Below are 21,038 nucleotides of genomic sequence, written 5' to 3'. Positions count from 1 at the left end.
CGTTTTTTTGCTCCACAAGCCAAGTTTTTATCCGCAATTTTTCATTCAGTTTTCCATTCAGTTTCCAGTCTGATTATGTGCGATTTTGAGATATTTTTGAGCATTTTTCCTGGTAAAATACCAGATTTTAGGAGTTGGTAACGAACCTCAATTTTGTGAAGCTCTTGCGTGTAACGGTTCTCGGCTATGCGCATTTGCGTAAAAATCCGCTAGGATTTTCGCTTAGTCACAAACCTTTGGAGAAAGATAAGAATTTTCGATAGAAAATTCCGCAGCAATTGCTTATAGCCAGTGTTATACGGAGATGCGACACGAGTGATTGGAGAAAATAGAGATTTTACATCAAAAACGGCCGATTTCTGCCCAGATTTAACCGATTTTCTGGAATCGAAAAATCCGCTTGCAAGTACCAAAAATCGCGTCCGCTGCTTAAAAATCCGCTAGATTTTCAAATATTCAGGAGACTTATCAAAGTCCGTCAAGTTTTGTCCGCTCTGCTTGCGTTTTAATTTGCGGAGCATTTACGTATAACGGTCTAGTGTATGAGCAGTAGAGGATTAAAAACCACTAACTTTTCAGTTAAACACTTACCTTTATTAATATTCATTTCGTTTCAATTTAGCATTAAACCCGCTATTGCTTATACACATTGTTGCCAGTAGTACTTATTTCAGTTGTATCTTTTTGTTTGGTTTTTAACTCCTCTTTTAATATTAGATTTTGTTCTTTTAAAGTTTCGATATATTCTTTAAACTGTTTTATTTCAATTGGATTTTCAATTCTTATTTCTTCTGGTTTTGGGTTTATAAATAATAATGAAGCACATAAAAACAAAACTAACACAGATGTAAATATATTACCAAATCTGAATGAGTTATAAGCGGAAATTAAATTTGAAGCCTTTACATTGTTAATGGAAATATTATTATTGATTGCTGTCAATGAGTCTTTAATTTCCATTTTTAAAAACTTTTTGACACTCAGTTCCTGTTGACTTAAAACAGAATTAGGAGAATTTTTTACGTAATTGAAACTTTTAACGTTAAAGTTTTTTAAAGCATTATTTATTGTAAGAATGTAAAATAAGTATGCAAAAGCTAATACAATGATAAAAAGTATTTTTAGATAAAGGTCAAAGTCTAAAACTTTATCTATTATGAAAGGAATGAATAAACTTAATAAAGAAAATATTAGACCAGTTTGAGAAATTAAAAGTGAAGTTTTATTTTCAATTACATTTAGTCTGTCATTTTCTTCATTCTCAATTTCCTTTAAATATACCTTGTGTAACTCTAATTTTTTTTCTTCGGAGTTAGTGTAATCTGATGTAATGTAATTATACGGTTTTTGAAATTCCAGTTTTGTAAAAAGTCCAAATGACTGAAAGAATGATTTAATTTTAGTCATTTTTTAAAAATTTAATTATTTCATCGGACATTTCTTGTCCTGTTTGCATTTCAATCCAAGCCCACTGTCCATTTGGATTTATTTCTAAAAACACATATTCGTCATTTGGTGTTTTTATTAAATCTATTGCACCAAATTTGATGTTCAATTCTTGTAGAATTCTTACACATTTATCAGAGATTTCTTTTGGAATTTGAACTGTGTTGAAATCAAGTTTTTCTTTTCTCCAATCATTTTTAGTGTTTTCATTTGATTGTGAAAAAACAGATGAAGCGAAGACTTTTTTATCAATTACTGTTACACGAATTTCATAATCTTTTTGTATATTTTCTTGAAATATACAAGGATTAATATCATAATCGTCAATAGAATCAATTAACTCTTTACTAACTGGATTTGTAAAAATAAAAGCAACGTCATTATTGTAACTAATTCTTGTATGAGCCAAAGGTTTTATAATAATATCCTGATTGTTATTTAGATAAAACTCTTTTATTTTTTGTTTGTTATTTGTTATAATAGTTTGAGGGATATTAAAACCTATCTTTTTAGCGACTTTTAATTGAAGAGCTTTATTTTCTGCATTATAAACATATTTTGGTTCACTTAACCACTTTGCATCTATTATAGCAAAAATATTTTTTAAAAGTGAGTCATACTCAGTGAGGATGTAATGTTTCTCTTCTTGTTTTAAATCATTTATTTCTGGAAATTTAGTACGTCTAAACCAAACAGAGTGGAAGTCTTTTACTCCGTCAAATGAAAAATTAAAAGCATTGTTGAAATCGAAACTGTAGTTTGTATTTATTAAATCTTCACAATTGAGTCTTTTGTATAGAATTCCTTTCTTGTTTAATTTATTAACAACAAAATCGACTGTGTAGTCCTGTTTATGAGTTATAATTAGAATCATTTAATATCTTCATCAGAATCCACAGCTTCGGAAGATTCTGTAAGAGTTGATGTTCCCATAAGTTGTATTAAACTATGAATATCTGCGTCACTATCGGTAGACTCCAATTGAGTATATGTTCGAGTAGCAGTATCCATTTGAAAATCAGAATCAGAGTCTGATGCTTCTCCGCCAGTTTTTGTAAATGTTTCCGTTTCCATATTTAGAGAATCAATAGCAGGTAACCTTGTAGTTTTATCTACACTTAAATTTAATTCATTGTCATATTCGATAACGGAATAATTAAATTCAGTTTCTGATGGTTTCTCTAAAAATTCAAATGTTATTGGTTTCATAGGTTTCGTTTTTTCGTATTACTGGCAACGTGTTTGTATAAGATTAGTTGCGTGGTTGTAGCTATAAACTTAGTAAATATTAACCGAATAGAAAATCCGCGAGGATTTTCGTAAGTAAACCAGCACTAGCAATTAATTTTATACGGTGTTGGCAATAGTACTTTATTCTTTAATTATTTGCACAATAACATCTTCGTGAAGTTCAATTGAATCTTTAAATTTATCAACGTCTCTAATTTGTCCGATGTCATATATCAAGAATATTAAATTTCTAAATTTAGTTTTATATGCTAAAATGTCGTCATTTATTTGTGCTATTAATAATTTTTCATCTTTCTTACACAGTTTAATTTCAATCGCTAGGTCCAATTTCTCAATACTAAAATCTGGAACATATTGTTTTGATGAATATTCAATATGAGGAAATTCTCTTGCATAATTTATATCATTTGCTATTAACAAATCTTCATATTTATCTTGGACTTGCTTCTCTTTAGTAGGTGTTTCTCTAATAAGTTTTCGTAGTTTCTTTTCTCCCAAATTTATAATTTGAATTAAGTCACTTGCTTCTTCTGCCGTATTATCTCCGTTATAGACTTCACTTATTTCACTTGCTTCTAAATGGTCTTTTGAAGCTAATAATAACCCTTTAGCAGTTTCAAGTTGACCTAAATATGCTTGATGATGTCTTCTCTCAATTGCTCCCTCAACGTCCCAACTTTGGATCAGCATTTGACCTGTTTCTCGCCAGCTCAAGTGATGTAAAGTTTGGTAGTATGTAGAATTTTGTCCGAACACCTCTTTTAAAAGTCTTAATGTATTAGAAAGCCATCTAATATGTTCAGTTGAATTACTTTTCAGAGTCATCAAATTGTCTATTTCCTCAATTGCTAAATTCAGAGAATTTAAAGCTGCTTCTTTACTCCAATTTTTCATTCAGATTTCTGTTTTTGTATTATTGCCAACTTGTTTATATGCGTACTAAATATACTTTTATTTATCTAAACAAGGACGATATGTGCACCTTTGGTGCTTCTTTGTTTTAATAAATCTTCTATCATAAAGCATCAAAAGGATTAACAATGCGTTCTAAGCTGGTTCGCGTAACGTGTGTGTAGATCATAGTTGTTTTAGGACTTTGGTGACCCAGCAATTCCTGAATATACCTTAAGTCTGTTCCATTTTCCAGTAAATGCGTCGCAAAACTGTGCCTAAGCGTATGAAGCGTAATTCCAGATTTTGATATTCCGGCCTTATATAAACCCTTTTTTAAGATCTTTCGAGCACTAGCTGCCGAATAGGGTTCGCCAGGTCTGCCCTCAAATAAGAACTTTTGTGGCCGCGCACCCTTGTAATAAGTGCGCAGCAATTCAAGCAATTTAGCAGATAATAAAGTGTATCGATCCTTATTCCCCTTAGCACTCCTAATAAAGATAAGATTACGCCCGCTGTCAATATCTGTTAGCTGCAAACTCAACGCCTCACCTATGCGCAAACCGCCAGAATAAATTAAGGCCATTAGCGCCTTATGTTTATTATTAGGTATCCGGTCAATAAGTATTTTCACCTCCTCAGGACTCAGCACTATAGGCAATCGCCTGGGTTTTGGTGGTCGCTGCAACTCCTCAATCAGCATGGGAGCACCTTTGTATTCAAGAAACTTTTTTATACCGCTTATACATTGATTTTGGTACGATACAGAATAGTTGTTATTGATAATATAGAAAAAATTGAACCGCTGTATCCACAAAGGCGAGATGACCTGCACATTACGAGCTTCCAGAAACTCCAGAAACCGCTGAGTCACATCTGTATAAACCTTAATTGTGTTATATGCCAGCCGCTTTTCCTGCATCCAGCGCTTATACGTATCTAATTGTTGATATATTTCCCGCTTTCGCGAAAGCTTATATTCCTGTGTTTCCGTCTGCATGAATCCGCCTGATTAAGGTTAGAAAAATTGATTAACCATCTTAACCCAATTCCACATTTTGTTGAAACTTCTTTGAAGTAATTCCTTGGGCAACTAATTTTTATCACTGCAATTTCAACTATTCATAAGAAAGGCTCAAGTGGTTTAGTGCAATAATCGTATCTTAACCGTTAGAATCGAATAAATGTAAATGGCTGTTTAAATGAGTTCTAGAAGCATAAATAAGTGTAAAATATGTAAAAATGAGATTCACGGGCGTAGCGATAAAATCTTTTGCTCTCTGCGGTGTAAAAATTTTTACCATACTAATTTGCGTCGCGTTACAGATGAGACCACACGCGATATAGATGTCATTTTGCATAGAAACAGATCTATCTTACTAGAACTTATGGGAAAGAACAGCGCCCAGAAAAAGATAAAACGTATTGAGCTTGAGAAGAAAAAATTTCACTTTAATTATCTTACACATTTCTATACAAACTCAAAAGGAAAGATTTACCACTGGGTTTATGATTTTGCATGGATGGCATTTTCTGATGATGAGATTCTTATTCTGCGCAAAAGAAGTTAGAAAAAATTATTCCCTGCTTAAAGTGATCTCTTTTTAGCCATAATATAGTCGGAACGATATTTGAAGACGTTGAACAAACAACAATTATGAAAAAAATCATACTTCTTTTATTCGTTTTTTTCGGAATTAAATCAGGTTTCGCTGAATGTGCGATGAGCGGGATGGAATTCTTTCCAGAGCAAAAAGAAATTAGCTTGAATTCAATGTTTATTATTCAAGGTTACGCTCTTAGCGAAAAGACAATCAACAGCTTCAACGAGAGAAAAATTTATCTCGAGAGTAAAAGCGGAGAATTGATTGAATTAAATCTTCAGGAAATCCTGAAAGGACAGATGCAATTAACCCAAGCTATTTTTTGCCCATCGTCAGAATTAAAGCCAGACACACAATACTTTCTTAAATACGCAGACCAAACCGAAAACGAAGAAAGAGAAATGAGGCGGTACAATAGAGAAACAAAAGAAAGTGAAAAAGTCTATTGGAAAACTACAGACAAAAAAGCACTCAAAACTCTAAATTCTACTCTGAATATTGAATTTGATAAGACCGAAGTTATTCTCTATGGTTGTGGAGCATCTGCCAATGCCATCTTTAATGTAAAAAACAAATCAAATTTTGAAATTTGGTACAAGACAGAAGTTATTTATTTAAATACTAATGGTAAAAAAGTATTCTATATTCAAGAATTGAACGGTAAGCTTAATGTAGGCCACGGAATGTGTGCTGGGGCATTTACCTATGATTACAAAGGCAAATACAAGGTTAGATTTACACCAATGAATACAGACGGGAAATCATTACCGGCAACTGATTGGAAAACTTTTGAAAGCCCGTTTATGAACTCCACATATCCATTTTAAAACTAAAAATAATACTGGTAACACGACGGATTACTTATAAAAGGAAAAATCTCTTTATACCATTTGGTAAATTATCATACTTTGTTTTATTGTTTTAAAAACCTACAGCAGTATCATCACCACGCCTGTCTGCGCCACCTTCAAGCCTTCCGTCAGGTAAGACCAATACGCCATCTACTTTACCCAGAATAACCGAGTTTTCTTGTCTGGTATGATATCCTTTTTGCTTAAGGCTGTCAAGCATTTCTTTGCTAAACGCTTCTGGCTCAAAGGTCACAACGTCTGGTAACCACTGGTGGTGAAAACGAGAAGCGTTTACCGCTTCCTGCATGGTCATATCAAATTCAGATACATTGAGAATTGTTTGTAATACAGATGTAATGATCGTAGAACCGCCCGGTGTGCCTACACTCATCCATAATTTACCGTCTTTTTCTACCAGTGTTGGCGTCATAGAACTCAGCATGCGTTTCTGTGGAGCTATACTATTAGCTTCGGCTCCTATAAGACCAAACATATTAGGTTCGCCCGGTTTTACACTAAAATCATCCATCTCATTATTCAAAAAGAAACCCAACTCGTCTGCATATAATTTTGAACCATAAGCACCATTTAATGTTGTGGTCACAGCCAGCGAATTGCCAAATTGATCTACAATAGAATAATGCGTAGTTTCCATACTTTCATAACCACTAATCATACCGTGCGCTACAGAATCTGAGGGCGTTGCTCTGTCAAAACTAAAATTAGCCATTCTGCGTTTTGCATATTCATCACTAGTTAAACTGTCTACAGGGATATCTACAAAATCAGGATCGCCTAAAAAGAAACTGCGATCTGCATAAGCGCGACGTTCTGCTTCTGTAATTAGCTGTATTGTTTTTTGTGAGTTATGACCCAAGGCAGTCAGATCATAAGGCTCTATCATTTTCATAATTTCAGCCAGGCAAATCCCACCGCTTGATGGTGGCGACATGCTAATTATGCGTAAGTTTTTATAGGTAAAGATGATTGGTTGTCGCCATACGGCTTCATATGATTTTAGATCCTCAAGTGTCATAATTCCGCCATGAGCGGTAACAAAATCGACCAGCTTTTGACCGATTTCTCCACCGTAGAAGTCGGTTTTTCCATTTTTTGCGATCTGCTCCAGCGTGTTTGCCAGCACGGGATTTTTAATGGTGTCGTTTGCACGAAAGTCACCAGAGTACAAAATATCCTTTCCGTTTACTTTGTCAAAGAGTTCTTTATACTCTTTGAATCTGTTTTTTTGATTTTCAGTCACCACATAACCTTTTCGCGCAAGCGCAATTACCGGTTGTAAAATGCTGTCAATAGGCATAGAACCAAGTTTCTCATGAGCGGCAAAAATCCCTGCGATCGTTCCGGGTATTCCCACTGCGAGCGCACCTTCACGACTCAGGCTATCAACAGGATTGCCAGCCTCGTCAAGATACATTGTTTCTGTCGCGGCCATGGGCGCTTTCTCTCTGTAATCAAGCGCTCCGGTGTCACCATTTGCCAGCCGGTAAACCATAAAACCACCACCGCCCAGATTGCCGGCAAAAGGATAAGTGACAGCAAGTGCCATTTCTGTAGCGACCATCGCGTCAAAAGCATTTCCTCCTTTTTTTAAGATATCGGTTCCTATTTGTGAGGCTTCTTCACGTGCAGAAACTACCATGGCATGTTCTGTAATAAGACCATGCTGCGGGGCTTTAGGTTTAGACTCCTGCTTGCAGGATGCCAGAGTGAATAGAAAAAATAAAAAGTAGAGGGTTTTGTAGGAGTAGAGTTTATTCATATAAATGTTTAGGCTAGGATAAGTGTCTGTAGCGTTGATTTACAACTAAGATAGCAAAAGAAACTGGCGGAGGAAAATCTGCATGATTTTAAGCAAAGTGACGTAAATAAATTAAGCCTGTTAAACTTCACTTTTATAAGTCTTTTTTCAACTTTTTTGGGTGCTGCCGAGTATCAAAAACTGTCACTATCTTAATCTGCTTTTCATCAAAACGATAATATAAAGTCGTCTGTTTGGTTATGACGCATTTATGTAAACCCTTTTACTTTACAGACTCTGGAAAGCTTTCAGGATGTTTCTGAATGAGTTTAATATTTTTGTCAAGCTTATTCACAAAATTCGATTTCACTGTTAAAGACCAATTCTCTGTAAGGTAATCGAATAGATTATTTAGTTTTTTTTCTGCATTTTTTGAGACAACAACTCTTCTGCTCATCTATGTTTGGCAATAAAAGTATCGTAATCTGTCGTTTCGCCATTTTCAAGTTCCAATGACGCAAGTTTTATTTCAGCTTGCTGATCTGGGGAAAGTTCGTCCCAAAAATCTTTTGTTTCTTCTTTTTGGAAGATCCGCTTTATAGACTGAATGATTTCAGGATTGTTAGTGCTCAACAGCATTTTAGCTAGTTCTATTTTTTCAGCCTGAATATTCATTATTATACCTTTATTCAAAATTAGTAAATATCAGTTAGGATTATCGCTTATACCGCATTTTTTTACTACCGTATAAAAGACAATTTTTTAGGGAATCTCGAGGTTTATTTCCTCAAGTCTGTTTTTACAAAAATCGGTTAGTTCTGCGAAGAAATCGGTAAATTCGTGCTCAAAATCGGCGTAATTGGCAACCAGATCGTTAACCGCTTTGTCCATACCGCTACGGTTTTTTGTACGTATGTTCATGTTGTGTAAGACCGTGGCGATACCATCAATTTCGGCATAGCTTAAGAGCCAGTTCTGCTCGATCATGTAAGGTATCATTTGCTGAATACGAGGTGTGAGTATTTCAAAATTATCATGTAGCATGGCGTAAAAATCGTCTACATAATCTGCCAGCGGTTGCGGGTGATAGCGCTGCCAGTTTTTAGCCAGAAAATGATCGTATAATATATCTACAATGACGCCGCTATAATGACTGTAGTTCTTGTGCAGGCGTTTTGTGCTTTTGCGCACAACAGGATGAGCATCTGTAAAACTGTCTATAGCACGGTGCAGGATGATCCCTTTTTGAATATCCATAGGGTAGTGAAGATATTTTGACCCTTTTATGCCATCTGCCATAAAGTTGCCTATAGTAATAAAATCGTTGTCACCAGAAAGATAGATGTGGGCCAGATAATTCACGTAACCAATTTACAAATTCTAAAGTAAGGAAAGTATTTTGATGTAGTATATTTGCGGCACTCCAAATACTAGTATAATAAAAACATCTTAACCATGACTTTAATAAAATCAATTTCAGGAATACGCGGTACGATAGGCGGCAGGACGGCAGATAATCTTACTCCTTTAGATGCGGTGAAATTTGCAGCAGCATACGGTGTGTTTATCAAGCAGCAACGTGACAAAGAGAATTACCGCGTTGTGGTAGGACGAGATGCTCGCATTTCTGGAAGTATGATACAACAACTGGTCATGAATACACTTATAGGTCTGGGTATAGATGTTATAGATCTAGACCTTTCTACTACGCCTACTGTTGAGATCGCTGTACCAATGGAACATGCCGATGGTGGTATAATTCTTACCGCTTCTCATAACCCAAAACAGTGGAATGCCCTAAAACTGCTTAATAAAGATGGCGAATTCTTAAATGCTGAAGAAGGAAAGAAAATTCTTGAAATAGCAGCAAGTGAAGATTTTGTATTTGCAGAAGTTGACTATCTGGGCGAGATTCACAAGAACGATGCTTATTTTGATATTCATATTGATGAAGTGCTTGATCTGGAACTTGTAGATGTAGAAGCAATTAAGGCAGCCAATTTTAAGATCGTGGTAGATGGCGTAAATAGTAGTGGGGGAGTGGTAATACCTATGTTGCTTGACAGACTTGGTGTGCATACGGTTAAATTATATTGTGAACCCACAGGCGATTTCCCGCATAATCCTGAGCCGTTAAAAGAGCATCTGGGTGATATTTGTAAATTGGTTGTAAAAGAAAAAGCAGATCTGGGCATCGTGGTAGATCCTGATGTAGACCGTCTGGCTTTTATTACAGATAAGGGTGAAATGTTTGGAGAAGAATACACTCTTGTTGCCTGTGCAGATTACGTCTTAAGTGAGACACCGGGTAATACCGTTTCTAATCTTTCTTCATCAAGAGCTTTACGTGATGTTACTTTAAAGCATGGCGGTAAATATTTTGCAAGCGCTGTGGGCGAAGTCAACGTTGTGGCAAAGATGAAAGAAAAGAACGTAGTGATAGGTGGTGAGGGCAATGGCGGTATTATTTACCCTGAGTCGCACTACGGTCGTGACAGCCTTGTGGGAGTCGCTCTTTTTCTAACGCACCTGGCAAAACAAAAGATTTCAGTTACGCAACTTAGAACATCTTACCCTTCTTATTTTATGAGCAAGAAGAAGATCGAACTTACACCTGAACTTGATGTTGATCAAATTCTGGAAACTGTGGCTAAAAAATATAGCAACGAAGAAGTGAGTACTGTAGATGGTGTAAAAATTGATTTTGAACACCATTGGATTCATCTTAGAAAATCAAATACAGAACCTATAATACGTATTTATACAGAAGCACCTACGCAGGAAGAAGCAGATACTGTGGCAGATAATATGATTAAAGAAATTAATGTATTGGCTTCCGCTTAAAGCGAAAAAAACCACTTTTAACTTAAGGTTTAATGGCTTAGGGCGATACTAATCACAAATATGTTTAAAACGCTTGTGCGTCCAGAGGTAATACTCGGGCGCACTTTTTATTTGTTCTTCCAGGTTTTTTACAAAAGCATCTGTAATTCCGTAATCCGGGATTGAGCGAGGATCATCTGTAAGTACTTTAAAAGTAGCTTCATAAAATCCGCGCTTTTTTTTGCGCACATCTAAGTGTAGAACCGGAACATCCAGCTTTTTAGAAAGTCGCTCTACACCGGTAAAAAACGGGACTTTATGCCCAAAAAACGGCGTAACATGGTGTATGTTGACAGCCTTAGGAGACTGGTCTGCTATAAAGGCATATGTAGAAAGTACATTTTCATGAATGTGTTTTGTAATCTGTATAACAGATTCTTTATTCGTTAAAAGCTTAGAATTAAAACGACCTCGTATATCCCGCACCAACTTATCAAAATACGGGTTCTTTATTTTTTTGTAAATACCATAACCCGTGTAATGAAACTGAAATTGCAAAGACGACAGCCATTCATAACTAGCATAATGACCCATGATTAAAAAAAGACTGCGGTTCTCTTCTTCAAATTTATTCATGATCTCGAGATTTGTAAAAACAAATCTGCGCTTAAGTTCTTCTTTAGAGATAGAAATAGATTTGATCATCTCCAGAAACATATCGCACATGTGGCTGTAAAACCGCTTTTCTATACGATGTTTTTCAGCTTTAGAAAGCTCTGGGAAAGCAAGGTCGAGATTGTATCGCACCGTTTTTTTTCTATAACCAACTATGCGGTAAACAATAAAACACACCACATCTGATACTTTATAAAAAAGCCAGAAAGGAAGTTTAGAAATTAACCAGAGAATGGGATAAACAAGCCAGAATATAAGCCACTGCATCAACTGAGTATTTTGGGTAAATATAGGTATATTTGAGGCCAAACTTTAGCTTTTATGGGCAATTTAGACCTGGTCACCATCATCATTATCGCAGCAAACGTATTGTTCTCAATGAAAGGATTTAACGACTATTCCTTTTTTGAGAAATACAAGTTTAATACTGGCGCAGTAAGAAGAGGGGAGCAGATACGTGTTATTAGTTCAGGATTTTTACATGTAAGCACTTCGCATTTGCTATTTAACATGCTTACGCTCTATTTTTTCTCATCTATCGTAGTGGGTTATTTAGGCAGTTTGAGTTTTGTGATAATCTATCTGGGTAGTTTGATTTTGGGTAATTTATTGTCTTACTACTTTCATAAGGATGAGTATCATTATACCGCCGTAGGAGCGAGTGGTGCAGTTTCCGGGATCTTGTATTCTGCTATTTTACTTGAGCCGGGTATGAGTCTTTATATGTTCTTCATTCCCGTGCCTATACCTGCATATATTTTTGGTATAGGTTACTTATTATATTCCATTTACGGTATGCGTTCACGCAATGACAATATAGGTCATGATGCACATTTTGGCGGGGCTGTGGGCGGTTATGTCATCACGCTTGCAATGGCACCGGTTCTTTTTCAGACAAATCTGCTCATGGTAGGTTTATTGGCAATACCCATTATCGTTTTATTCATTTTGAGTAAAACCGGAAAAATTTAATCTACTCATTTTTTTCGAAGTAACTCCGAATCTAAGAGCTGCAATAAAAATAGTAGAGATTTATTTCGCTTAAAGCGAAATCATTACCATTAGCAGACACCCAGCTCCACAGTTTCAAAATTTATTTGGCATAAGAATTGTCTTACACATTGTCTAATATTAAAATTCACATTATGAAAAAGGTTTTTATTGCAGTTATTATGGTTCTGGGCATGCATGCTTTTGCGCAGCAGCAGATGCAACCCGTTGTAAGCGTACAGGGAGAAGGTAAAGTTACGGTCGTGCCAGACGAGGTAACTGTAAGAGTGCGTGTAGAAACTACAGGTAAAGAGGCGGCAAAAGTTAAGGATGAAAACGATAAATCTGTTGATGCCGTTCTAAAGTTCATCAGGAAGATGGATATCGCTCAAAATAATGTAAAAACCGAATATGTAAATCTGAATAAGAATTACGATTACCAAACCAAAACTTATAATTATCAGGCAAATCAGTCAATTTCTATTAAAATTGAAGACCTGAAAAATTATGAAAAGATCATGGAAGGTCTTATAGAATCTGGTATCAACAATATTGACGGAGTAGAATTTTCTTCTTCAAACATTGAAGAGTACCGTTCTAAAGCCAGAAAACTGGCAATAACCAATGCAAAAATGAAAGCTGAAGAGTACACCGCTGTTTTGGGTCAGTCTATAGGTAATGCGATTAGTATTGCAGAAAGTGGCAGTGCGATGCCTCTACCACAGCCTCAATACAAAATGATGGCGATGAGTGAAAGGGCAGACGCTTCTCAGGAAACTATCGCTCCCGGTGAGATCACGATTTCTGCTAAAATAAACGTGGTTTTTGAGCTAAAATAACCGATTTTACTCGCTCCAGAGCCATTTTTATTTCGATATATTAAACCTCACAGGAGATCCTGCGAGGTTTTTTTGTTTAACTAAAGATCTCTTTTGTAAGTTCTGCGGCGTTTGTGCAGGGAGTGCTCGTAGTTCTTCCACAGCTGTTGTATAGCTTTGTTTTCTTCTAATTCTGGGTTTGTTTCTACGTCAGTAATTCCGTTCTTATTAAACAGTTCCTGCATCTGGTGAAAGATAACAGCCGTTACACCTTTACCCTGATATTCAGGATCTATACCAATTAGATAAAAAGCTGCTGTGTTGTTCTTTTTACGTGCGCGCAGCAAGTGGAAAATCCCAAAAGGGAACAGTTTACCGTTTGCCTTTTTAAGCGCTTTACTAAAAGATGGCATTGTTATGGCAAAAGCGATCAATTTGCCATCACTATCTGCAATACATTTAATATAGTGCGGGTTAATGTACTTGATGTACTTTTCTTTATAATGATCTATCTGGTACTGCTGTATAGGCACAAATGTACTCAGTGTATTATAGGTTTTATTAAGCAGCCCAAACATATCATCTACATAGGGCATGATCTCTTTGCTCTTAGTAAAGTGAATTACATTAAGCTTGTATCTTTCTACAACGATACGGGCAAATTTTGCTACTTTCTCAGGCGATTCTTTGGGTATCTTGATCTTAAATTCTACCCATTCTGCAGCTTTATCAAAACCTAATTCTTCAAAGTGATCTTTGTAATACGGGAAATTATACCACGTGATCATGGTGTTGAGGTAATCAAAACCTTCAATTAAAATCCCTGCTTTTTCCATATTAGAAAAACCTACAGGACCTTCTATCCATTCCAGTTGGTGGTTGCGACCTATTTCTTCAACTTTCGCGATAAGCGCTTTTGTAACTTCTACATCGTCTATTACATCAAACCAGCCAAAACGCATTTTAGGCTTGTTCTGGTCTTTTATCTCAAGTTGATTAACGATTGCGGCGATACGCCCTACAGGCTTCCCCTTACGATATGCCATAAAATACCAGGCGCTGGCATTCTTAAAAACAGGATTCTTATCTGCATCCATGCTTTCTAGTTCGTCATTGATTAAAGACGGCACCCAGTTCTTTTCATTCTTATATAGTGAAAAAGGAAACTTTACAAAATCTGTAAGTTCCTGCTTCGTTTTCAATTCTTTAATCGTAATCATAAACCTATAACACTTGCTTTTACTCCCTTACTCAGGGTTTATTTTACCGGGTTTGCCCCGAAATTTTTAAAATTATTTAATGCCATTTTCATCTGGTAAGATCTCATCATGGTTATGCATATCTATGCGATAAGAGAGACCAAAGCCTGCCTGAAATCTCGATGGCGTATCTTTAAAATTTACCAATGCATTTAAATCTACCTGCAAATTTTTTGTAAGTAAATATGCGCCACCAAATCTAAAGATATCATCTGAATATAAATCGCTCTTAAGTATTTGAAATTCTACAAAAGCTGCTATTCTGGGATTAAATGAATGTGTCATTGTAGTTATCCAGCCATATGTAGGATAATCTGTCCCAATCTGGTCACCTATAAAATTGTTTACCCATACAAAAGGTCCCCAGTTGTTTTGTGTTATAGCCGCCACTCGCGGACTAAAACCTTCTTGTGAAGCAGGTACAAAAGGATTGTCTTTATAAATATATGAGGCGCCCGCATAAACCGAAACCGCGGGGATTAATGTTTTCCATTTAAAACCGTGGTTAGCGCGATAGCTATACAGATTTATTTCTTCTTTGGCATTCTTGTAGGGGTCGTAAATAAGATATTTTACACCAGCATTTAATCTGGGGAAACCGCTGCGGTGATAATCATCTACATTTCCCGCAGTAGGATGAATGTCTGCAGAAAGATAAGTACCATCTACATTAATTTCTAACTGCTCGATTAAAAAACCATAACGCAGGGCAAAATCTGTCCCCCAGTTTTTAGTTTCTGTATATAAAAGATCATGAGACTCATTACCTAAAAAAAGACCGGCTTCTGCCTGAATGACACCTGTGCCTACTGAAAAAGCTCCTTGTGATTGTCCTGGTCTGTTTGAGTTAATCGTCTCTGTATATTGTGCATTAGCGGTATAAAAGCCAGCAAACAGAACAATAAATAGGGGCAAAATGTGGTTACGGTACATATATTGTATAGTTAACACGTATAAGAATTATATTCAGTATAAGGCAATGCGACAAACATACTGTAAAAAAAAAACATAGCCTAACTGAAGTTAGTTGTTAAGCTGCCAACGGCGCAGTGCTTTAATTTATTGCTTTTTTAATGCTGTAAGCAGGCATATTGGTTAATTTTGTGCTATAAATACCCTAATCATGGAATTTTTAAGAACCATATTAATAATCCTTCTCGTCATATTTGGAATACGCATTATCTTTAGATTTGCTGCGCCTTATGTTATGAGGTTTCTGGCAAAAAAGGCGGGAGAGCGTTTTCAAAAAATGGCTCAGGATTTTTCAACTAATACGAGAACCCAAACCGAACCTGAAGGACAAACTACAATTCACAAGGTCCCTAACAGGCACGAGCAGTCAAATAAAAAGGTAGGTGAATATATCGATTACGAAGAAATTGACTAATTTTCGCCTTCAGTTTTAGATACTAAGTATGACTTTTTCGTTTAAAAAATTATTGCCGCATTTAATGGCGGTGGTAGCTTTTATTATTATTTCCCTGGCATACTTTAGCCCGGTTCTTCAAGGTAAAGAGATGTATCAAAGTGATATCGCGCAATATCGCGGTATGTCTAAAGAGCAACAGGATTATAGAGACAGAACCGGTGAAGAACCTTACTGGACAGATGCTGCTTTTGGCGGAATGCCAACATATCAATTAGGTGCAAAATATCCCCACAACTGGATCAAAAAGCTCGATTTAACCATACGTTTTCTGCCACGCCCGGCAGATTATCTCTTTTTATACTTTATTGGCTTTTACATATTACTAATATCACTAAAGTTAGACTGGCGCTATGCGGGCCTGGGAGCTTTGGCTTTTGGCTTTTCTACATATCTCATTGTGATACTGGGAGTGGGGCATAACGCTAAAGCACATGCGATTGCTTATATGCCGCTTGTTTTAAGTGGAATTATTCTCACATTTAGGCGTAAATACATTCTGGGTTTCATAATTACGGCAGTTGCTATGGCTCTCGAGATAGTGGCAAACCACGTACAGATGACCTATTACTTAATGCTGCTGGTTCTGGTATTGGGTATTGTTTATTTCATTTTCGCTTTTAAGCGAAAGGAACTCGTGCCATATTTCAAAAGTATAGGTATACTCGTTGTTGCAGTAATACTCGCTGTAGGTACAAACGCAGCTAGCCTTATGGCAACTAATGAATACGGCAGCTTTAGTACGCGTGGTAAAAGTGAACTCACGATCAATCCTGACGGAACTCCTAAAGTACGCGAAGCAGGCCTGGAGAAAGCATATATAAACCAATACAGTTATGGAATAACTGAAACCTTAGACCTTTTTGTTGCCGGGCTTTTTGGCGGTTCTAATTCTGAACCATATAATAAAGACAGTGCTTTTGCCCAATTCTTAAGACAGCAACAGGTGCCACCGGCGCAGATAGAGCAAATTTTCGGACAGTTTCCGTTATATTATTGGGGTAATCAACCCGGAGTTTCAGGGCCGGCTTATATTGGGGCTGTAGTTATATTTTTATTCGTTCTGGCTCTTTTTCTTGTAAAAGGACGTTTAAAATGGTGGCTTGTCGCGGGTACAGTTTTATCATTATTATTAAGCTATGGCAGTAATCTGGAATGGTTTACAGATTTGTGGATAGATTACTTTCCCCTTTACAATAAATTTAGAGCTGTTACTTCTATACAGGTGATTGCAGAACTTTGTATTCCTGCTTTGGGAATAGCCGGGTTGGTTAAAATGCTTCAGTCTGATCAACCTGCGACAGAAAAATTTAATGCGTTAAAATGGACTACAATTATCACTGGCGGTTTAGCTTTAATCTTGCTTCTTTTTAAAGGTGCTTTGTTTCAATTTACCGGGTCTAATGATGCATATTTTGTGCAAAATTTTGGGCTTGATTTCATAAATGCGGTAAAAGAAGACCGTGAAGCGCTTTATGTAAAAGACACAATTAAAACGCTTGTGCTTGTTGTAATCGCTGCCGGTAGTTTGTGGTTTTTTACGAAAAAGAAAATTTCAGAAACTCAGGTTATTTTAGTTCTTGCTGTTCTAATTGTTTTTGATCTGGTACAGGTTGACCGCAGATACGTGAATACAGATAATTTTGTAGCTGCGCGTATGGTAGAGCAACCTTTTCAGGCAACACCTGCAGATCAGGAAATTTTAAAAGACACAACCCGATACCGTGTTTTTGAAGAAAGCATTGGCCTTAATGGCGCGCGTACCAGTTATTTTCATAATTCTATAGGCGGTTATCATGGTGCAAAACCTGCACGTTTACAGGATGTAGCAGATTTTTATATCTATCAGGGAAAGATAGAACCGCTTAATTTGCTCAATGTAAAATATGTGATCAAGCAAAATAAAGATGGCGAATTTGTACAGCGCAATCCTTACGCAAATGGCAATGCGTGGTTTGTACAAAACGTAAAAGTGGTTCCTAATGCAGATACAGAGTTATTAAGTCTTGATAGTCTAAATACAAAGCAAACGGCGATCGTTCATCAGGAATTTAAAGGTGATCTGCCATCTACTATTTTCCCGGCAGATAGTACTTCAAGCATTAAATTGATAAGTCATCAACCTAATCATTTAGAGTATAAATCGGTTGCAAATAGCCAAAAACTGGCTGTTTTTAGCGAGGTTTATTATCCTGATGGCTGGAATGCATATATAGATGGAAAACCTGCTACTTACTTTAGAGCAGATTATTTGCTACGCGCCATGGTAGTCCCGCAAGGAGAGCATGCGATCACATTTAAGTTTGAGCCGCAGATCGTAAAGACCGGAAGCAAAATAAGCCTGGCCAGCAATATTATTCTGGTACTCGTTATTCTTGGCGGACTTTTCTTTGCATATCGTTCAAAACAGGATGAAGAGGCAACAACAAACGGGTAATATCACCTATGAAAAAAGTTTTGATCATTTGCTATTACTGGCCGCCTGCGGGTGGGCCGGGTGTACAGCGCTGGTTAAAATTTGTAAAATATCTGCGTGATTTTAATATTGAGCCGGTAGTTTACGTTCCTCAAAATCCGCATTATCCTATTATAGACAAAAGTCTGGAGCAGGAAATACCTGAGGGAATTACCATAATTAAAAGACCCATTAAAGAACCCTATGGCCTTGCTGGTTTGTTCTCAAAAAAAGATACAGATACAATTAGCTCAGGGATAATTTCTGATGAAAAAAAACAGTCTTTTATTCAGAAAATTCTACTTTTTATACGCGGTAATCTCTTTGTGCCAGATGCGCGTAAATTTTGGGTACGACCATCGGTTCGGTTTTTAGAAAATTACTTAAAAGAGAATCCTGTAGATGCAATCATAACCACGGGGCCGCCACATAGCTTGCATTTAATTGGTCTTTCGCTTAAAGCTAAATTAAATACAAAATGGATCGCAGATTTCCGTGATCCCTGGACGACCATTCACTATCATAACAAGTTGAGGTTGATTGAAAGTTCAAGCAAAAAGCATAAGAAAATGGAGCAAGAGGTTCTCGATGGCGCCGATCATATTCTGGTTACCAGCCCGGGAACTCAAAACGAATTTGAAACATTAACCCAAACGCCAATTAGTTGTATTACAAATGGTTTTGATATTGACCTTGATTTTCAGGTTGAGGTTGATGATTCATTTAGCTTAGCGCATATAGGTTCTTTGTTAGCAGAACGCAATCCTCAATTTTTATGGGAGGTTTTGCAAGAAATGAAAGCTGAAATTGATGGTTTCGGCGCTAACCTGAAATTAAAATTTGCAGGCAAAGTAAGCACCAGTGTCTTGGAAAGTATTAAAGCTCATGGCCTGGAAGAAAATGTTGAATTGTTAGGCTACGTCACACATGATGAGGCCATACAGCTGCAGCGCAAAAGCCAGATCTTACTTTTAATTGAAAGCAATGCTAAAGATGTAAAAGCGATTATCCCGGGTAAGGTTTTTGAATATCTGGCTGCGCGCAGACCTATTGTAGGTATTGGTCCTCAAAATGCCAATTTTTTCAGTATTATAGCAACTACCCAAAGCGGAAAGTGTTTTGATTATAGCCAAAAATCGATGCTAAAAAGCCATTTTTTGCATGAATATAACCGATTTTTAGCCAGCGATCTTGCAGTAAAATCCACTGGTATTGATCAATATTCAAGAAAAAACCTAACTGAAAAACTAGCTCAGCTTATCTCTAAAGTAACCGCTTCTAATGTTTAAAAATATGGGAGTTGTTGCGCAACAGAGTTTTAAAAATCTTCTTACAACATATCTGGGTTTTGGTATAGGTGCGATCAATACGCTTGTTCTTTACGTAAATTTTTTTAGTAAAGAATACTATGGTCTTGTGGGTTTTATGTTGAGCGCGGCGACTATCGCAATGCCTATTATGGCTTTTGGCGTTCACAATACTTTGGTTAAATTTTACTCAGGTTATAAGGGCAGAGAGCAGGACGAGTTTCTCACGCTTATGATGTTTATGCCGCTCGCGGTTATTATTCCCGGCGGGTTATTGAGTGTATTTCTCTATGATCACCTTCTTGATTTTCTGGCTTCAGAGAATGATATTGTACGACCGTATGCATTTTTGATCTTTATTATTGCTTTTGCAATGGCGTATTTTGAGATTTTTTATGCGTGGTCTAAGGTTCAGCTAAAAAGTGTTTTGGGGAATTTTATGAATGAAGTATTTCACCGGTTAGGTGTCATGGTTTTACTTATTTTGTTCTCTTTTAAACTATTGGACACTGCGCAGTTTATTTTCGCTTTAGGCGGAATTTACCTGTTGCGGATGCTTATTATGATGGTCTACGCTTTTAAACTTCGTAAACCTGTTTTTGTATTTGGTTTGCCCAAAAAAGTAATACCAATCATTAAATATAGTGCACTTATAATTGTTGCAGGTTCTATTGCGGTGATGATTCTTGAGATCGATATGTTTATGATAGGGAAGATGGTGCCTATTGAGAATGTGGCGTATTATTCGGTAGCGATATATATTGCTGCGGTGATTGCTGTTCCCGCACGTGCGATGCACCAGATCACATACCCGCTCACGGCAGAATATCTTAATCTGCGCAAGTTTGATGAATTGAGGAAACTTTATAAAAAGAGTTCGTTAACGCTTTTTATTATCGCCGGACTCATATTTATTCTCATTATTTGCAATATAAAACAGTTGTACTTGCTTATTGATCCCGCCTACAGCACAGGTTTAGAAGTCGTTATTTTGATCTCGATGGCAAAATTGCTAGACAATTTGATGGGCAATAATAATGCGATTTTATACAATAGCGATTATTACAGGCTGGTTCTAATATTGGGAGTTGTACTTGTGGTTATCGCAATTGTGCTCAACACAATCTTTATCCCATTACTGGGAATTAACGGTGCCGCAATTGCTACTTTTATAGCTTCGGTAGGATATTGTCTGGCTAAAATTGTAGTTGTAAAATCTAAATTTAAAATGCAGCCTTTCACAAAAAAATCGGCTGTTGTAGGGCTGATTTTGGCCCTTTTCTTGGCGATTTTTTATTTCTGGGAAATGCCTTTTAGTCCACTTTTTGCAATAGCGGCAAAATCTGTATTAATAGGACTTCTTTATATTCTGATTGTTTATAAAATCAATATTTCTGAAGAGATCAACAGTACAATTGATCAGGTTCTGAAAATAAGAAAATCCCGCTCGAATTAAATCGTGACGGGATTTCCCAACTAACCA

21 protein-coding genes are annotated in these 21,038 nt (G+C 36.5%); 9 read left to right on the top strand and 12 right to left on the bottom strand.

Translation table 11 applies throughout. The features are described 5' to 3' along the window. Nucleotides 1-633 precede the first annotated feature (633 nt). The 5 genes from ACH3O9_RS17870 to ACH3O9_RS17850 all read right to left on the bottom strand — a co-directional run bounded on the left by ACH3O9_RS17870 (nucleotide 634) and on the right by ACH3O9_RS17850 (nucleotide 4,588). The gene (locus tag ACH3O9_RS17870; RefSeq protein WP_416442718.1) at nucleotides 634-1,407 is read right to left on the bottom strand and encodes a hypothetical protein; all 774 of its coding nucleotides are present in this window, start codon (nucleotides 1,405-1,407) and stop codon (nucleotides 634-636) included. Next, entirely contained in the window at nucleotides 1,400-2,320 is a 921-nt protein-coding gene (locus ACH3O9_RS17865) for an MvdC/MvdD family ATP grasp protein (RefSeq protein ID WP_416442716.1), read from the bottom strand. Before ACH3O9_RS17865 ends, ACH3O9_RS17870 begins: the two co-directional genes overlap by 8 nt. Then, nucleotides 2,317-2,655 (bottom strand): hypothetical protein, encoded by a 339-nt coding sequence (locus tag ACH3O9_RS17860; protein ID WP_416442714.1) that lies wholly within the window; start codon nucleotides 2,653-2,655, stop codon nucleotides 2,317-2,319. Before ACH3O9_RS17860 ends, ACH3O9_RS17865 begins: the two co-directional genes overlap by 4 nt. A gap of 162 nt (nucleotides 2,656-2,817) precedes the next feature. Further along, nucleotides 2,818-3,591: a hypothetical protein gene (locus ACH3O9_RS17855; protein WP_416441762.1), complete on the bottom strand. Its 774-nt coding sequence runs from the start codon at nucleotides 3,589-3,591 to the stop codon at nucleotides 2,818-2,820. Nucleotides 3,592-3,712: 121 nt separating this feature from the next. Continuing rightward, nucleotides 3,713-4,588, bottom strand: a complete 876-nt coding sequence (locus ACH3O9_RS17850; protein WP_416442712.1) for a tyrosine-type recombinase/integrase — start codon at nucleotides 4,586-4,588, stop codon at nucleotides 3,713-3,715. Nucleotides 4,589-4,790: 202 nt separating this feature from the next. Here ACH3O9_RS17850 and ACH3O9_RS17845 point away from each other — a divergent pair, with 202 nt between their 5' ends. Further along, nucleotides 4,791-5,159 (top strand): hypothetical protein, encoded by a 369-nt coding sequence (locus ACH3O9_RS17845; protein WP_416442710.1) that lies wholly within the window; start codon nucleotides 4,791-4,793, stop codon nucleotides 5,157-5,159. A gap of 86 nt (nucleotides 5,160-5,245) precedes the next feature. Continuing rightward, entirely contained in the window at nucleotides 5,246-6,019 is a 774-nt protein-coding gene (locus ACH3O9_RS17840; protein ID WP_416442708.1) for a hypothetical protein, read from the top strand. Nucleotides 6,020-6,113: 94 nt separating this feature from the next. On the opposite strand, the gene ggt is transcribed toward ACH3O9_RS17840, so the two are convergent. The 4 genes from ggt to ACH3O9_RS17820 form a co-directional block, all read right to left on the bottom strand. Next, nucleotides 6,114-7,823: a gamma-glutamyltransferase gene (ggt, locus tag ACH3O9_RS17835; RefSeq protein ID WP_416442706.1), complete on the bottom strand. Its 1,710-nt coding sequence runs from the start codon at nucleotides 7,821-7,823 to the stop codon at nucleotides 6,114-6,116. A 262-nt stretch (nucleotides 7,824-8,085) separates the two neighbouring features. Then, complete coding sequence (locus ACH3O9_RS17830) at nucleotides 8,086-8,259, bottom strand: type II toxin-antitoxin system RelE/ParE family toxin (protein ID WP_416442704.1); 174 nt, start codon at nucleotides 8,257-8,259, stop codon at nucleotides 8,086-8,088. Then, nucleotides 8,256-8,477, bottom strand: coding sequence for a hypothetical protein (locus ACH3O9_RS17825; protein WP_416442702.1), 222 nt, complete (start codon nucleotides 8,475-8,477; stop codon nucleotides 8,256-8,258). Before ACH3O9_RS17825 ends, ACH3O9_RS17830 begins: the two co-directional genes overlap by 4 nt. 87 nt (nucleotides 8,478-8,564) lie before the next feature. Next, nucleotides 8,565-9,164, bottom strand: coding sequence for an ACP phosphodiesterase (locus ACH3O9_RS17820; RefSeq protein ID WP_416442700.1), 600 nt, complete (start codon nucleotides 9,162-9,164; stop codon nucleotides 8,565-8,567). A gap of 93 nt (nucleotides 9,165-9,257) precedes the next feature. Here ACH3O9_RS17820 and glmM point away from each other — a divergent pair, with 93 nt between their 5' ends. Further along, nucleotides 9,258-10,646: a phosphoglucosamine mutase gene (glmM, locus tag ACH3O9_RS17815; protein ID WP_416442698.1), complete on the top strand. Its 1,389-nt coding sequence runs from the start codon at nucleotides 9,258-9,260 to the stop codon at nucleotides 10,644-10,646. A 48-nt stretch (nucleotides 10,647-10,694) separates the two neighbouring features. On the opposite strand, the gene ACH3O9_RS17810 is transcribed toward glmM, so the two are convergent. Continuing rightward, nucleotides 10,695-11,567: a lysophospholipid acyltransferase family protein gene (locus tag ACH3O9_RS17810; RefSeq protein ID WP_416442696.1), complete on the bottom strand. Its 873-nt coding sequence runs from the start codon at nucleotides 11,565-11,567 to the stop codon at nucleotides 10,695-10,697. 54 nt (nucleotides 11,568-11,621) lie between these two features. On the opposite strand from ACH3O9_RS17810, the gene ACH3O9_RS17805 reads away from it, so the two are divergent. Together ACH3O9_RS17805 and ACH3O9_RS17800 are read left to right on the top strand one after the other, a co-directional pair. Beyond that, nucleotides 11,622-12,272 carry a rhomboid family intramembrane serine protease gene (locus ACH3O9_RS17805; RefSeq protein WP_416442694.1) on the top strand — a complete coding sequence of 217 codons (651 nt, stop codon included), beginning with the start codon at nucleotides 11,622-11,624 and terminating at the stop codon, nucleotides 12,270-12,272. A 173-nt stretch (nucleotides 12,273-12,445) separates the two neighbouring features. Then, nucleotides 12,446-13,129 (top strand): SIMPL domain-containing protein, encoded by a 684-nt coding sequence (locus tag ACH3O9_RS17800; RefSeq protein ID WP_416442692.1) that lies wholly within the window; start codon nucleotides 12,446-12,448, stop codon nucleotides 13,127-13,129. Between the two features lie 80 nt (nucleotides 13,130-13,209). On the opposite strand, the gene ACH3O9_RS17795 is transcribed toward ACH3O9_RS17800, so the two are convergent. Next, nucleotides 13,210-14,328, bottom strand: a complete 1,119-nt coding sequence (locus ACH3O9_RS17795) for a GNAT family N-acetyltransferase (RefSeq protein ID WP_416442690.1) — start codon at nucleotides 14,326-14,328, stop codon at nucleotides 13,210-13,212. Between the two features lie 72 nt (nucleotides 14,329-14,400). After that, complete coding sequence (locus tag ACH3O9_RS17790) at nucleotides 14,401-15,300, bottom strand: transporter (protein WP_416442688.1); 900 nt, start codon at nucleotides 15,298-15,300, stop codon at nucleotides 14,401-14,403. Nucleotides 15,301-15,490: 190 nt separating this feature from the next. Between ACH3O9_RS17790 and ACH3O9_RS17785 the strand changes: the two genes are divergently transcribed. The 4 genes from ACH3O9_RS17785 to ACH3O9_RS17770 are packed head-to-tail and all read left to right on the top strand — an operon-like array spanning nucleotide 15,491 to nucleotide 21,011. Then, nucleotides 15,491-15,754: a DUF4834 family protein gene (locus ACH3O9_RS17785; RefSeq protein WP_416442686.1), complete on the top strand. Its 264-nt coding sequence runs from the start codon at nucleotides 15,491-15,493 to the stop codon at nucleotides 15,752-15,754. A gap of 28 nt (nucleotides 15,755-15,782) precedes the next feature. Then, entirely contained in the window at nucleotides 15,783-18,230 is a 2,448-nt protein-coding gene (locus tag ACH3O9_RS17780; RefSeq protein ID WP_416442684.1) for a YfhO family protein, read from the top strand. A gap of 8 nt (nucleotides 18,231-18,238) precedes the next feature. Next, nucleotides 18,239-19,537, top strand: coding sequence for a glycosyltransferase family 4 protein (locus tag ACH3O9_RS17775; RefSeq protein WP_416442683.1), 1,299 nt, complete (start codon nucleotides 18,239-18,241; stop codon nucleotides 19,535-19,537). Then, complete coding sequence (locus ACH3O9_RS17770; RefSeq protein ID WP_416442681.1) at nucleotides 19,530-21,011, top strand: lipopolysaccharide biosynthesis protein; 1,482 nt, start codon at nucleotides 19,530-19,532, stop codon at nucleotides 21,009-21,011. Before ACH3O9_RS17775 ends, ACH3O9_RS17770 begins: the two co-directional genes overlap by 8 nt. Nucleotides 21,012-21,038: the final 27 nt, after the last annotated feature.

It is taken from the genome of Leeuwenhoekiella sp. A16, from assembly GCF_047946675.1.
Classification (GTDB): Bacteria; Bacteroidota; Bacteroidia; order Flavobacteriales; family Flavobacteriaceae; genus Leeuwenhoekiella.
The sequence above is the reverse complement of the archived record's forward strand: the minus strand, read 5'-3'. Positions and strand labels throughout refer to the sequence as shown.

Coding starts and splice junctions, on each gene's coding strand:
- ACH3O9_RS17870 (WP_416442718.1), bottom strand. CDS start 1,407: ATGACTAAAATTAAATCATTCTTTCAGTCATTTGGACTTTTTACAAAA.
- ACH3O9_RS17865 (WP_416442716.1), bottom strand. CDS start 2,320: ATGATTCTAATTATAACTCATAAACAGGACTACACAGTCGATTTTGTT.
- ACH3O9_RS17860 (WP_416442714.1), bottom strand. CDS start 2,655: ATGAAACCAATAACATTTGAATTTTTAGAGAAACCATCAGAAACTGAA.
- ACH3O9_RS17855 (WP_416441762.1), bottom strand. CDS start 3,591: ATGAAAAATTGGAGTAAAGAAGCAGCTTTAAATTCTCTGAATTTAGCA.
- ACH3O9_RS17850 (WP_416442712.1), bottom strand. CDS start 4,588: ATGCAGACGGAAACACAGGAATATAAGCTTTCGCGAAAGCGGGAAATA.
- ACH3O9_RS17845 (WP_416442710.1), top strand. CDS start 4,791: ATGAGTTCTAGAAGCATAAATAAGTGTAAAATATGTAAAAATGAGATT.
- ACH3O9_RS17840 (WP_416442708.1), top strand. CDS start 5,246: ATGAAAAAAATCATACTTCTTTTATTCGTTTTTTTCGGAATTAAATCA.
- ggt (WP_416442706.1), bottom strand. CDS start 7,823: ATGAATAAACTCTACTCCTACAAAACCCTCTACTTTTTATTTTTTCTA.
- ACH3O9_RS17830 (WP_416442704.1), bottom strand. CDS start 8,259: ATGAGCAGAAGAGTTGTTGTCTCAAAAAATGCAGAAAAAAAACTAAAT.
- ACH3O9_RS17825 (WP_416442702.1), bottom strand. CDS start 8,477: ATGAATATTCAGGCTGAAAAAATAGAACTAGCTAAAATGCTGTTGAGC.
- glmM (WP_416442698.1), top strand. CDS start 9,258: ATGACTTTAATAAAATCAATTTCAGGAATACGCGGTACGATAGGCGGC.
- ACH3O9_RS17810 (WP_416442696.1), bottom strand. CDS start 11,567: ATGCAGTGGCTTATATTCTGGCTTGTTTATCCCATTCTCTGGTTAATT.
- ACH3O9_RS17805 (WP_416442694.1), top strand. CDS start 11,622: ATGGGCAATTTAGACCTGGTCACCATCATCATTATCGCAGCAAACGTA.
- ACH3O9_RS17800 (WP_416442692.1), top strand. CDS start 12,446: ATGAAAAAGGTTTTTATTGCAGTTATTATGGTTCTGGGCATGCATGCT.
- ACH3O9_RS17795 (WP_416442690.1), bottom strand. CDS start 14,328: ATGATTACGATTAAAGAATTGAAAACGAAGCAGGAACTTACAGATTTT.
- ACH3O9_RS17790 (WP_416442688.1), bottom strand. CDS start 15,300: ATGTACCGTAACCACATTTTGCCCCTATTTATTGTTCTGTTTGCTGGC.
- ACH3O9_RS17785 (WP_416442686.1), top strand. CDS start 15,491: ATGGAATTTTTAAGAACCATATTAATAATCCTTCTCGTCATATTTGGA.
- ACH3O9_RS17780 (WP_416442684.1), top strand. CDS start 15,783: ATGACTTTTTCGTTTAAAAAATTATTGCCGCATTTAATGGCGGTGGTA.
- ACH3O9_RS17775 (WP_416442683.1), top strand. CDS start 18,239: ATGAAAAAAGTTTTGATCATTTGCTATTACTGGCCGCCTGCGGGTGGG.
- ACH3O9_RS17770 (WP_416442681.1), top strand. CDS start 19,530: ATGTTTAAAAATATGGGAGTTGTTGCGCAACAGAGTTTTAAAAATCTT.